This window comes from Marinifilum sp. D737 (genome assembly GCF_026672275.1).
Lineage (GTDB): Bacteria > Bacteroidota > Bacteroidia > Bacteroidales > Marinifilaceae > Marinifilum.
Genome location: NZ_JANQCD010000018.1, coordinates 71,040 through 84,724, shown reverse-complemented (window position 1 = coordinate 84,724; position 13,685 = coordinate 71,040). Strand labels below are relative to the sequence as shown.

The 13,685-nt window shown below is 35.6% G+C and carries 11 protein-coding genes; 2 read left to right on the top strand and 9 right to left on the bottom strand.

Features of this window, described 5'->3' with window-relative positions; all coding sequences use genetic code 11:
* Positions 1–170: 170 nt before the first annotated feature.
* Entirely contained in the window at positions 171–1,112 is a 942-nt protein-coding gene (locus tag NQ163_RS12200) for a hydrogen peroxide-inducible genes activator (RefSeq protein WP_268190596.1), read from the bottom strand.
* 484 nt (positions 1,113–1,596) lie between these two features.
* Between NQ163_RS12200 and NQ163_RS12195 the strand changes: the two genes are divergently transcribed.
* Entirely contained in the window at positions 1,597–2,904 is a 1,308-nt protein-coding gene (locus NQ163_RS12195) for an acetyl-CoA hydrolase/transferase family protein (RefSeq protein ID WP_268190595.1), read from the top strand.
* A 62-nt stretch (positions 2,905–2,966) separates the two neighbouring features.
* Here the strand turns inward: NQ163_RS12195 and NQ163_RS12190 are convergent, their stop codons facing one another.
* Both NQ163_RS12190 and NQ163_RS12185 read right to left on the bottom strand, forming a co-directional pair.
* Positions 2,967–5,273 (bottom strand): tetratricopeptide repeat-containing sensor histidine kinase, encoded by a 2,307-nt coding sequence (locus NQ163_RS12190; protein ID WP_268190594.1) that lies wholly within the window; start codon positions 5,271–5,273, stop codon positions 2,967–2,969.
* Between the two features lie 80 nt (positions 5,274–5,353).
* Positions 5,354–6,718 (bottom strand): UDP-N-acetylmuramate--L-alanine ligase, encoded by a 1,365-nt coding sequence (locus NQ163_RS12185; RefSeq protein ID WP_268190593.1) that lies wholly within the window; start codon positions 6,716–6,718, stop codon positions 5,354–5,356.
* A 113-nt stretch (positions 6,719–6,831) separates the two neighbouring features.
* Here NQ163_RS12185 and NQ163_RS12180 point away from each other — a divergent pair, with 113 nt between their 5' ends.
* A complete protein-coding gene (locus NQ163_RS12180) occupies positions 6,832–7,674 on the top strand; it encodes an MBL fold metallo-hydrolase (RefSeq protein ID WP_268190592.1) in 843 nt (280 codons plus the stop codon).
* A gap of 27 nt (positions 7,675–7,701) precedes the next feature.
* Here the strand turns inward: NQ163_RS12180 and NQ163_RS12175 are convergent, their stop codons facing one another.
* The 6 genes from NQ163_RS12175 to NQ163_RS12150 all read right to left on the bottom strand — a co-directional run bounded on the left by NQ163_RS12175 (position 7,702) and on the right by NQ163_RS12150 (position 13,665).
* Positions 7,702–8,043, bottom strand: coding sequence for a hypothetical protein (locus NQ163_RS12175; protein ID WP_120238286.1), 342 nt, complete (start codon positions 8,041–8,043; stop codon positions 7,702–7,704).
* Positions 8,044–8,075: 32 nt separating this feature from the next.
* Entirely contained in the window at positions 8,076–8,516 is a 441-nt protein-coding gene (locus NQ163_RS12170) for a DUF2752 domain-containing protein (protein ID WP_268190591.1), read from the bottom strand.
* A complete protein-coding gene (locus tag NQ163_RS12165; protein WP_268190590.1) occupies positions 8,491–8,967 on the bottom strand; it encodes a hypothetical protein in 477 nt (158 codons plus the stop codon). Before NQ163_RS12165 ends, NQ163_RS12170 begins: the two co-directional genes overlap by 26 nt.
* 37 nt (positions 8,968–9,004) lie before the next feature.
* Positions 9,005–9,514: a thioredoxin family protein gene (locus NQ163_RS12160; RefSeq protein WP_268190589.1), complete on the bottom strand. Its 510-nt coding sequence runs from the start codon at positions 9,512–9,514 to the stop codon at positions 9,005–9,007.
* 74 nt (positions 9,515–9,588) lie between these two features.
* Positions 9,589–11,745 carry a methylmalonyl-CoA mutase gene (gene scpA, locus NQ163_RS12155; RefSeq protein WP_268190588.1) on the bottom strand — a complete coding sequence of 719 codons (2,157 nt, stop codon included), beginning with the start codon at positions 11,743–11,745 and terminating at the stop codon, positions 9,589–9,591.
* Between the two features lie 54 nt (positions 11,746–11,799).
* The gene (locus NQ163_RS12150) at positions 11,800–13,665 is read right to left on the bottom strand and encodes a methylmalonyl-CoA mutase family protein (RefSeq protein ID WP_268190587.1); all 1,866 of its coding nucleotides are present in this window, start codon (positions 13,663–13,665) and stop codon (positions 11,800–11,802) included.
* Positions 13,666–13,685: the final 20 nt, after the last annotated feature.

Sequence of the window (13,685 nt, the reverse complement as noted above, 5' to 3'; positions counted from 1 at the left end):
AAAACTCTTTTTTTTTGCTTCAGGAATGTTGAAGCGTTAGCCCCTTGTTTTTTCCTTTTGCGCTGCAAAGAAAGAGATAATTCTTTATTCCTGCAAAACTTTTTTTGAAAAAAAATCACACTTTTTTTCGGCAAAGAAACTAACTGCTTCGTTATAAGCTAAAAATAAATTTAGCGCCATTCAACAATTGTTCCTCTGTCGCTGCTTAAAAAGTTATTTGGGATGATATTTTTGATTTGATCAGCCAATAAATCCAACAATCTATTTTTTGTATAATGACGAGAATAAACCAAACTAACCTCTCTTAAAGGATGAATATTTGTGAATTTTTTCACCTGTTTAAGTTTTTCGTCAGGCATATATTGAGTGGCCAATTCTGGAATTAGAGTAAAACCTCCTTCACGATCTACAATTTTCATTAATGTTTCAAGAGAATTACTTTCAAATTCGAATGGCAATTCCTGATGTTGCAAATCATGCAACTCACAAAGGTTGATTACCTGGTTTCTGAAACAGTGGCCATCACTAAGCATCCAAATTTCTGGAGTAGCAATATCTTTAACCTCAACAATAGGTTGTTTTAATAGAGGATGGTCTTTGTGTGCGTATATCATCATTTCTTCATAGAAAAGATGTCTCTCACGAATTTTATCATCTTTTGCTGGAGTGACAAAAATACCAACATCAATTTTATCTTTTTTAAGGCTTTTTACAATTTCCTCGGAAACCATTTCTTCTACCTCAACTTTAATAGAAGGATATTTTCTGATATAGTCACCAATAAACATTGGAAGAAGAAATGGAGCTAAGGTTGGAATAATTCCAATTTTTAAATTTCCTTCAACGGTATTTTTGTGCTCTTTAATAATTTCATCAACTTTTTTGGTTTCGCTAAGTATGATTCGAGCTTGTTCAATAATATTACGGCCAACATCGGTTGGAATAATTGGTTGCTTGCTTCTGTCAAATATGGTAACATCCAAATACTCCTCCAATTTCTTTATCTGCATACTTAAAGTTGGCTGAGTAATAAAGCACTTTTCGGCAGCTGTTGCAAAATGTCGATAAGTGTCAACAGCCACGATATATTCTAGTTGAGTGATTGTAATCATTAGTCTTGTCGTTTTTTATAAATTCTCTCAAATATAAACATTATCTATAAGACCATAAACAATATTGATTTGATTGATGCAGAATTGCTTCGTATATTTGATATAGAAAACAAGGAAAACTATTTTTCACAAGTACTTACAACAAAAATAGTAAACCTTATTAATAGGGTTAGTAAAAATAATAGTTTGATAGTTTTTGTTATTTAAGTTTTATTAGATGTTTGGGTTTTGCAGCCGGGAGTTTGGGTCTCCCGGCTTCTTTATTTTATATGGGGCTGTATTAATCTCCTTCCGTATGGATTATAAAGTAATTTATAAAAGTGAGTTTTCTTTTGATCTAATTCGCAAAGTCTTAATTATGAATCGATAGTGTAGATATGTTTTGTAGCACTCATGCTGAATAGCAGAAATTGCACTTAAAAAATATACTACTTTAGTCGGCGAATTAGAAATTTATAAACATCAATATAAAAACCGATTAGAGATGCATAAAGAGATTAAAACAGTTTCTTTTGAAGAAGCAGCAAAGGTAATTAAGTCTGGAGATAGAGTGCACTTGCACTCAGTGGCGTTGACACCTCATAAATTCATTAACGCAATGTGTGATCGTGGTCGTAATGGTGAAATTTACGATGTAACTATTCAGCATATTCACACAGAAGGACCAGCTCCTTATGCTGATCCTGAATTTGAAGGGATTTTTAATCTTGAGTCATTATTTGTTGGGGCTAATGTAAGAAAGCAAACTCAAGCTGGGTATGCTGATTACATTCCTGTATTCTTAGGAGAAACTCAACAATTGATTCGTGAAGGAGTTTTAAATGTAAATGTTGCTGTTGTACAGGTAAGTACTCCTGACAAGCATGGTTATGTATCTTTAGGTACTTCTGTTGAGGCAAGTAAAGCTGCAGTTGAAGAAGCAGATACTGTAGTTGCAATCATCAATCCAAATGTACCTCGTGCTTTCGGTGATGCAATGATGCCATTATCAAACTTTGATATCTTCTGCGAAGATAACTCTCCTCTTATCGAGCACCACAATGCTCCTTTATCAGAAATGGATATTGCAATTGGTAAAAATGTTGCAGAGTTGATTCCTGATGGAGCATGTTTGCAAATGGGGATTGGTGGTATTCCTAATGCTGTTTTGGCGCAGTTAGGAAATCACAAAGACCTTGGCGTGCACACTGAAATGTTTGCTGATGGTCTTCTTCCATTGGTAGAAAGTGGTGTTGTTAACGGTAGAAATAAGAAATTAGATCCAGGAAAAATCGTTGCTGGTTTCTTGATGGGAACAAAAGAGCTTTATGATTTCGTTGATGATAACCCAGGAGTTTTAATGATGGATGTTGCTTACACTAACGGTGTTGGTATTATCAAGCAAAACCCTAAAGTATGTGCTATCAACTCTGCATTATCTATTGATATTACTGGTCAGGTTTGTGCCGACTCAATCGGAACCAAGCACTATTCAGGTGTAGGTGGTCAGATTGACTTTACACGTGGTGCTGCAGCTTCTGAAGGTGGTGTACCTATTATCGCGATGCCTTCTGTTACTGGAAAAGGTATCTCTAAAATTACTCCAACTTTATTAACTGGATCAGGTGTTGTAACTACTCGTAACAATATGAGATGGTTTGTAACTGAGCACGGTGCTGTAAACTTGTTTGGTAAGTCACTTCAGCAAAGAGCGAAAGCAATTATCTCTGTTGCTCACCCAGACTTTAGAGAAGAACTTGATAAGGCTGCATTCGAAAGATTCGGAAGTCACTATCACTTTGTTCGCAAATAAAAATTACTCGATATAATAGTTTAAGATATATGAAGAGGTACCCATTAGGGTGCCTCTTTTTTTTATGCATTAGCTTTTGGCATGGATTCCAAAATTTTCTCAGATTTAGGAATTGTGATGTAAAAGCTACTTCCTTTTCCTTCTTCACTTTCAGCCCAGATTTTACCTCCGTTTTTTTCTACATACTCCTTGCAAAGCAACAGGCCAATTCCAGCTCCTTTTTCCTGTGCAGTACCTAGTGCAAGGTAATTGCTATCTAATCGGAATATTTTATTAAGGTTTGATTTGCTCATTCCAACTCCTTCGTCTGATATTTCGATCTCGACAAGATATTTTTTTTCTCGTGCTGAGAGAGTGATTTTTCCCTCTGAATAGGAGAATTTAATGGCATTTGAAATTAGATTCTTAAAAACTTCAGAAATGGCTGCAGAATCGGCATAAACCATGGAAGTATTGTCCATATTAAAAATGAACTTCAGGTTCTTTTCAATAATAGGGCCCGATAGTTTTTGAAGAATTCCATTGATAGATTCTCGTATGTTAAAATATTTTGGAGAAAATGTGGTTTTACCTGCTTGCGATGCAGACCATAGTAAAATATTCTCTACCAATTCATTGGTATGAACAGATAAATCACGAATTCCGAAGGCCAGAGATTTTTGATAATCGATATCATTTTCTTCAAAGCTTTCGATCAATTTGGAACTAATATTTTTCAGATCGATGAATGGATCACGTAAATCTGTTGAAATGATATTGAAAATTTTGTCTTTGGTTAAATTTAGATCTCTTAAAATAACATCCGACTCTTTTAATCGGGAATTGATATCTTCCAACTCTTTATTTTTATGAGTTAAAGTTTCTGTTGTTTCTTTTCTGAGCTGAATGTTTTTATATGTGATATAACCAATAATCGCAGATAAAATGATCAGGACAACAAACAGATAAATCAGAATGGTTTGCATCCTGTTGTATTCCTTTAAGCCTTTAATTTCTTCCTTTTTCTTAGAGATTTCATATTTGGCTTCGAACTCACTAATTCTGTCTTTGTCGTACTGATCAGCTATGCTGTCATATTGTGTGGTGGAATAGTTTCGGTAATACTCCAATGCTTTTTTGTAATCACCTTTGTTCGAAAAGTATTCAAAGAGATTTTCAGATGTAGATTTTTGAAGATTTCTGTCTTTTGAATAATTGGCATTTTCGTAGGCCGATTGAAGATACTTTAGGGCATCATCACTTTTATAGTAATTCATTAAAATTTCGCCTATACTATTGGATGAATAGGCAATTCCTTTTGTATTCCCTAATTTCTCATGCAGATTGAGAGCAATTTTATGGAACTCCTGACTCTTATCGAAATTGTTATAGCTTCTATACAAGTTTCCAATTAAAGAGTAAACATTAGCCTGCTCCTTTAAATCACCTGTTTCATCGTAAATTTTAAGCGATTCGTTATAGTGCTTCAATGAAAAGTCAAGTTCATTCAAATCCTTGTATACGGTTCCGATGTTTTTTAGGGTAGCAGCAGTAAAACGTTTATTACCCAGTTTACGTCTAATTTTTAAGGATCTATTGTAAAAATTAAGTGATTCGTTAAAATTATTCAATCTCCAATATATTCCTCCGATATCATTTAAAGTGTAGGCGATAAGAGATTCATCGCCCAATTTTTCACGAATGTTTAGAGCCTTTTTGTAATAATCTAATGCCTTGTTGTACTTGTTTAAATTCTTGTACACATTACCAAGGTTATTCAATGATGAGGCAATATCCGATTTGTCGCCAAGTTTAGATCTGATTTCCAGGGATTTTAAATAATATTCCAACGCATTGGCATAGTCTTTATCAAGCCAATAAACGCTTCCTATATTATTTAAGGTATAGGCTACTTCTTTTTCCGAACCTTCCTTTATCCGGATTTCCAATGATTTATTGAAATATTCAAGAGCTTCTTGGTGCTTGTTCAGAATTTTATGAATTTCTCCAATATTATTGTACGATGCAGATATAGCCAATTGATCGGATATTGTTTCACGAATTTCCAAAGCTTGCAAATGACAATCTAAAGCCCTTCTGAAGTTGTTTACTCTTCGATACAGGTTTCCCAGATCATATAAAGCTGTTGCATGATTTGTTGGGGTATCCGAGGATAAAACGACAACTTCCTTCAGGTAATCTATGCTTTTGTCAATATTAACATCCAAATAGAGTTTTGACAATTCTTGCAGTAATCCTATCCGTTGCTCACCTTCCGCTTTAGGCAATAATTCCTCAGCTTTCTGTATTTGATTTTGAGCATGTAAATTCACAAAAGCAAATGAAAGAAAAACTGAAATTAGAATGGTTAACCTGTGTATAGCAGACATGGTTTTATAGCTGTTTAATCTGATTCATACTAAAAATAGTATTATTTTACTGACAGGCAAAACAATGTGTATTCATTGAATCAGATTTTGTTGACAATTTTTGCTGCCAATTCGGATAAATTGACTCCTGAAAAATTACCGGAACTCATTAATAAAACATTGGTATGTTTGAAATCTTGCTCTAATAAATCCTTGCTAACCAATTCAGAATCAGTGTATACTGTCACGTTGTTTCCGCCGAAAGCTTCTGCTACCTGATCTTTCGTTATAGGCTCAAGTTTTTTGTGTTCAACCGTTTGGGGATTAAAATATACAATTGCTTTATCAGCCAGACTCATGGTGTTTTTATAATGAGGCAAAAATTCTTTTTTCAAGCTACTAAATGTGTGTAATTCCATGCAAGCAATCAATTTACGATTGGTAAACTGTTTTTTTACAGCTTCGGTAGTGGCTTTTAATTTGGATGGAGAGTGTGCAAAATCTTGAAAAACCGTGCATGAATTATTCTCGGCTAGCTTTTGTAAACGTTTGGCCGCTCCTGCAAAGTTTTGAATGGAATTGTAAAACTGCTTGTCACTCAATCCAGCTTTTTTACAAATGTGGTATGCTCCCATAAGGTTTTGAAGGTTGTGTTCTCCAAAAATTTCCAAAGGAACATTTCCATTGTTTGTTTTAAGGATACTGCAGTTATCAATCACTTCAAAAGGATGTGAATTATAAGGAATGTATTGGATATCTTTTCTTTTTGTTTCAACAATTCTAGCAATGTGCTCATCACCATTAAAATAGATTAATGAGCCGTTTTCTTGAATCATCTGTGTGAAAATTGCAAATTGCTCTACGTAGTTATCGAAAGTAGGAAATACATTAATATGGTCCCAGGCAATCCCGGTTAGCAGTGCAATGTCAGGATGATACAAATGAAATTTTGGTCTGCGATCGATAGGTGAGGACAAATATTCATCGCCTTCAAAAATAGCAATTTTAGCATCTCTGCTTAATTTAACCATGGTTTCAAATCCATCAATCTGAGCACCTACCATGTAATCAAACTCAATATTATTGTCCTTAAAAACATGCATTACCATCGAGGTTGTTGTGGTTTTTCCATGACTACCACCAATCACAATTCTGGTTTTATCTTTAGTCTGCTCGTAAATGTATTCAGGATATGAGTATATTTTTAGCCCAAGTTCCTGAGCTTTTAACAATTCCGGATTATTGATTCTTGCATGCATGCCAAGAATAATCGCATCAATATCAGTTGTAAGTTTTTCTGGAAACCACCCCCATTCTTTAGGCAAGATTCCATATTTTTCCAATCTTGATTTTGATGGATCAAAAATTTCATCATCTGAACCTGTGATTTCGAATCCTTTTTTATGTAGTGCGATTGCCAGATTGTGCATGGCGCTTCCACCAATTGCTATAAAGTGAACTTTCATTGATAATCTTTTATAAAATTGTATTTTTGAACCGCAATAAGTAAGAGTACTTTAACGTGATATTACTCTTTTTTTTGCGAAAATTAAAGATACTAGAATAAAACAATTTTATCATGGAAATATACAATATAGAAACAGGAAATTTTATGTGCGATGGAGGAGCGATGTTTAGTGTTGTTCCTAAAGTAATGTGGAGTAGAAAATATCCTTCGAACGAAGACAATTATTGTAATTGTGCCATGAGAAGCATGCTTGTTGTTGATGGTGAAAGAAAGATATTGATTGATAATGGAACAGGGGATAAGCAAAGTGAAGAGTTTTTCAAGCATCAACACCTAAATGGTGATGCCAATATGTTGGATTCTTTAAAAAATGCTGGATTTTCAGCTGATGATATTACGGATGTTGTTTTTACCCATTTGCATTTCGATCATTGTGGAGGAGCGGTAAAATGGAATTCTGATAAGACAGGATATGAGTTGGTGTTTAAAAACGCACAACATTGGGTTAGTAAGCAGCAATGGGAGAATTATTTAAATCCTAACATGCGTGAGAGTGATGCCTTTTTTGATGAAAACATTATGCCGGTAAAAGAGGCTGGAAAACTTAATTTTGTTGAAACAGAAGGGGAATTATTTCCTAATTTTAAGGTGAAGATTTTTGAAGGTCATACCCCAGGGCTAATGATTCCGGTGATCAATTTTAATGGTCAGGAAGTAGTTTTTGCAGGAGATTTTATTCCTACAGCAGCAAATGTTCCGGTGAAATGGTTAGCAAGTTACGACTTAAATCCAACTTCATCGTTGGCTGAAAAACAAGAGTTTCTTTCAAAGGCAGTTGAGAATAATGCAATATTATTTTTGCAACATGATATTACTACTGAGTGTTGTAGTTTAATAAAAACAGAGAGAGGTGTTAAGGTTGATAAATGTTTCTCTCTTACAGATATAAAATAAACATACAATACAGAATTAAAGCTTGCATCATGATGCAAGCTTTAATTCTGTATTGTATGTTTGATATTGACTTAGGGCATTTTCAATATTATCAATTCTCTGAAATACTGTTTTCTTGGTTCCAAAATCAGTATAATTAGAATCGAGATAGTTCATGTGGTATTCAACCAATCTGAGTTGAGTTGAGAGACTTGAGGTCGTAAATTTCTTTTTTAGATCAATATGTTTGATTCCATTTTGATCTAACAGCTTCTGAATATTAACTCCCGCCTTAACAATCCTTCTTGAAAGATTATTCTCGTTATGAACATGTAAGACCATAACACTTGTTAGCAGAGCTAAAAATAAACTAACCAGTATAAATGACATATCGCAAAAGTTTAATAAATATTAATCTCCATTCAATTTACGATAAAATTTTTGAATAGTTCAAATGTGAAAAAAATCAAAGGCTTGAAAACCAACAAAAAAACTAATATAGACAAAGTAATGTCCGCAAAAATATAGGTGTTAATCCAAGAAAATGATTTTTTCATCAAGAAAAAAGTAAATATTCTAAAAATCAACTGAAAAGCAAAAAATAAAAAGATTTGGATGCTGTAGGGATTAAGTTCTTTTGCTGATTTAACATCACCTTGAGTAAGAGCCGAAAAGCTACGAGAAAGACCAGATGAAGGACTATCTGCACCTGTTAACTGTGAAAAGACAGATGGTATTGGATGATTTACTTTTGGGTGTGAAAAAATTGCCGAATAAATAAATATTCCGGCTATTATTGATGCAAAAATGAGGTTGATTATTTGATAGCTACTTAGGCTATTCTTGTTTTTTATTGGTTTCAATTTCTACCTTAATTTTCATTTCAAGGCTATCCACCTCATTGGCAATGGAGTCGATATTGATTTCTTCAAGTTGCTGTTCCAGTTCTTCTAAAGCTTCTTGTAAATCCTGATTATGAACAGACTCTTCAATAACTTCTTCAATTACCTCTTCAACAAAACCTTCAATCTCATCTTCGTTCATACTGGCTACTCCAACAAAGAAGAACAACCATAATGATGCTACTAGAACACCTAAAACCGATACAATCAATGCGCCAATATTTAAACCAATAGCTCCATTATCTTTATTGGCTTTACTTAGACCTATGATACTTAAAATTATGGCAATAACTCCTGGTATAAAGGCTACGAAGCCTATGCAAGGAATAAATCCGATAAAGAGAGTTAAGATACCAAGAACCAAAGCGATGATTCCTAGTGTTTGTCCAGAGTTAGAGCGTACTTCTTCCATTTTGATTGATGATTGTTATTTAGATATTGCTAATATACTAATTTTTGCAAAGGATTTTTAAAAGGTCTTTCTCAAGACTTTGATTGGGTGTTTCGATAATTCTTCCTATTTCTTGATTGTTTCTATAAATTATTGCAGTTGGCACTTTGCTTACATTATTAACTTTTGCATTATAATTGGGCGACTCTTTCTTTGTGTCCAAAGCATTCATGTTTAGCTTTTCAAATGGAAACCTAATTTCATCAAGAATTTTTATAAATCGAGGTACTTCTCGATGTGAATCATGACACCATGATGCCAGAATTAAATCTATTCTTACATTTTTGAAAGATAGTTTTCTGAGCTTTTTAATTATTCCGTTTTTAGCTTTGTATTTCTTGTATTCCGGCCCATACCAATCTTTACAGATATCTAACTCAAAAGCTTCGAGAGTAACTTTGCCATACAATACATGTTTCTTTAAACGAGTATCTTCTATGGTTTTATTTTGAGCAGATATGTTTAAATTGAAGAGGATAAAAAGCAAAAGCAAAAGGGATTTATTCATGATGCTAATATTTAGATAAAAAAAAGACAGGAAGTTTTACTTCCTGTCTTTAAATATAGTGATAATCTTACGAATTAGTCTTTGTATTGCTCGATCAAGATTTCCAACATTTGGATCGCACATTTAGAAACTTTTGTTCCAGGACCAAATACACCTGCAACACCTGCTTCATAAAGGAAATCGTAGTCCTGAGCTGGAATTACACCACCTGCAGTAACCATGATATCTTCACGTCCTAATTTTTTCAATTCCTCGATAATTGCAGGAACCAAAGTTTTGTGACCAGCAGCCAATGAAGATACACCTACCATGTGTACATCATTTTCTACAGCTTGCTTAGCAGATTCTTCCGGAGTTTGGAATAATGGTCCCATATCCACATCGAATCCCATATCAGCGAAACCTGTAGCAACTACTTTACCACCACGGTCGTGACCATCCTGACCCATTTTTGCAATCATGATACGTGGACGACGTCCAGTTTGCTCTGCAAACTTATCTGCCAATTCTTTCGCTTTTGCGAAGTCAGCATCTTCTTTTGATTCTGATGAATATACTCCTGACACGGTTCTAATTACAGCTTTATATCTACCACAAATTTTCTCACATGCATCTGAAATCTCACCCAACGAAGCACGTAATTGTGCAGCCTTAACAGCAAGATCCAATAAGTTACCTTCACCTCCGTTTGCACATTCAGTGATGGCTTCAAGAGCAGCCTGAACAGCTTTCTCGTCACGGTTAGCACGAAGCTTAGCCAAACGTTCAATCTGTGCAGTACGTACAGCAGTGTTGTCAACTTCCAGGATATCCAATGGATCTTCTTTCTCCAAACGATATTTGTTAGTTCCAACAATAGTTTGAGTACCAGCATCGATCTTAGCCTGAGTACGTGCAGCAGCTTCCTCGATACGAAGTTTTGGAATACCAGACTCGATAGCTTTAGCCATACCACCTAGTTTCTCAACCTCTTCGATGTGAGCCCAAGCTTTGTCAACCAATTCCTGAGTTAATGATTCTACATAGTAAGAACCTGCCCATGGATCAACTGCTTTACAGATAGTTGATTCATCCTGGATATAAATCTGAGTGTTACGTGCAATACGTGCAGAGAAGTCAGTTGGAAGTGCAATCGCTTCATCCAATGCATTGGTGTGAAGAGACTGAGTGTGACCCAATGCAGCAGCCATAGCTTCGATACAAGTACGACCAACGTTGTTGAATGGATCCTGCTCAGTTAACGACCAACCTGAAGTCTGTGAGTGAGTACGTAATGCCATAGACTTAGGGTTTTTAGGATTGAATTGTTTTACAATCTTAGCCCAAAGTAAACGACCAGCTCTCATTTTAGCAATCTCCATGAATTGGTTCATACCAATTGCCCAGAAGAATGACAAACGAGGAGCAAATGCGTCAACGTCCATACCAGCAGCAACACCTTTTTTCAAGTATTCTAAACCATCAGCAAGAGTGTAAGCCAACTCGATATCTGCAGTTGCACCTGCTTCTTGCATGTGGTAACCAGAGATAGAAATTGAGTTAAACTTAGGCATCTTCTGAGAAGTATATTCAAAGATATCAGCAATAATCTTCATAGAGAACTCTGGTGGGTAGATGTAAGTGTTACGCACCATGAATTCTTTCAAGATATCGTTCTGAATTGTACCTGAAAGCTCTTCTAATTTAGCTCCTTGTTCTAAACCAGCAACAATGTAAAAAGCCAATACTGGAAGTACAGCACCGTTCATTGTCATCGATACAGACATCTTGTTCAATGGAATCTGATCGAAAAGGATCTCCATATCCAGGATAGAGTCGATCGCAACACCAGCTTTACCTACATCACCAATTACACGTGGGTGATCTGAATCGTATCCACGGTGAGTAGCCAAGTCGAATGCTACAGAAAGACCTTTCTGACCAGCAGCAAGGTTACGACGGTAGAATGCATTCGATTCTTCAGCAGTAGAGAAACCTGCGTACTGACGAACTGTCCATGGACGCAAAGGATACATCGCTGAATAAGGTCCACGAAGGAATGGAGGTAAACCAGAAACGAAGTTAAGGTGTTCCATACCTTCTAAATCTTCCTTGTTAAAAGCAGTTTTAACAGGAATTTGCTCAGGTGTCATCCAAGATTTTTCGATGCCGTTTTCCTTTTCCCATTCCTGAGAAGGTGCAGCAGCTCTTTGAGATGACTTGATATCTATATTTTTAAAATTTGGTTTCATTTGTCTTAATTTTTTGAAGTAAAATTTGAAAATCTACTTTTTCGTTCTCCTCAATTACTTGATACCAAGATCAGCTTGGTAAGCTTTTAATGTTTCAAGTACGTTCGACTTCACGTTGATAAAGTTTTCAACACCTTTAGCTTTTAATTCTTCAGCACAAGCAGGAGCACCAGCAACAACAACTGTAGCTTTTCCTTTTAATGCTTCATAAACTTCAGGAGCGATAGTTGCGTACTCATCATCTGATGAACAAACAACAACGATTTTCGCGTTCTTCTCAGTTACAAATTTTACTCCTTCTTCAACAGTAGTGAATCCATTGTGATCTTCCACGTCGAATCCAGCACAAGCAAAAAAGTTACAAGCGAACTGACCACGAGCTTTACGCATATTCAAGTTTCCAATTGGGAACATCATCACTTTTGGACGACCGTTTTCTTTAGCGTAAACATCAGTTTTGTAACGCATTGCTTCGAAAGCTTGAGCACCACGGTATGGCTTCAAAGTTTCGCATTCTGCATCAGCTTCAGTTTTATCTTCAGCTTCGAATAAAGCAGCATCCAACTCTTTTTCTGCAACTTCACCGAAGTTAGGGAACTGGTTAGTTCCTAAGAAGTTTTCTTTACGAGTAGCAACTGCCATATCTCTCTTCTGAGCAGTAGCTTTGATAGTTTCTTGAATGAAACCAGCTTTGAAGGCAGCTAGGTAACCACCTTTTTCCTGTACTTCAAGGAAAAGTTTCCAAGCTTCTTCACTGATTGATTCAGTAAGAGATTCAATATAGTATGATCCTGCAGCAGGGTCAGCAATTTTTCCGAAGTGTGATTCTTCTTTCAACAATAACTGCTGGTTACGTGCGATACGTTCTGAGAATTCAGTAGTATCTTCGTAAACAGAGTTGAAAGGCTTAACTGTGTAAGAGTCCAAACCACCAAGAACAGAAGACATAGCTTCAGTTTGAGTACGAAGCATGTTTACGTATGGATCGTAAACAGTTTTGTTCCAATCAGAAGTTTCTCCGTGGATAAACATTTTACACATTTCTTCAGAAGCACCAAATTCTTTCAAGATGTAAGCCCAAAGCATACGACCTGCTCTTAGCTTAGCAATCTCCATGAAATATTTAGAGCTAGTTGCAAAGTTGAAACGGATTTTTGGAGCAATTTCTTCAATTGACAAACCAGCTTCCATTAACTTGCTTATATATTCAGCACCGGCAGCTAAACTAAAACCTAATTCTTCAACGATAGATGATCCTGAGTTGTTGAATAATCTACCGCCAACAGCAACAACTTTAAAGTTTGGAAGTTCTTGTGCAGCTTCAACAGCTTCTTTCAAGTAGTTGTATGAGTTTTCTTCTGAAGTACAGAATTTACCGCAAGTACTGTAACCACCTAAAATATCAATAGCAACACCACCTTGAACTTTGTCAAGAGCAATTCCTTTTTCAGTTGCAATAGCCTGTAAGTTTTTAATTAACTCTACTGAACCGTGTGATTTTTCGAAGTTTACTTCAACACAATCCATGTAAACACCTTCCAACAAAGTTGCTAATTCATCTTTGCTAAGGCTTTTCCAATTTAAAACGAAACCTAATGAGTCGATACCCTTGTTAAGAACGTCAAGAGCTTTTGCGTTTGCAGCCTTCACATCTTCAACGATGATATCCTGACGGATAAACCAGTCGTTGTTATCTTTCTTGTTTCCGCGTACATATGGAAAATCTCCAGGATAAGTGTTCATGTACATCTTATCTTCCATGTTTTCCAGTCTGTAGAAAGGCTGAACATTGAATCCTTCATTTGTTCTCCAAACTAACTTTCTATCGAAGTCAGCGCCTTTAAGGTCTTTAGTGATTTTGTCGATCCACTCCTGTGTAGATTGTGGAGCAAACTCACTAAATAGTTTATTATCTGCCATAACTGTAACTGTTTAAAAAT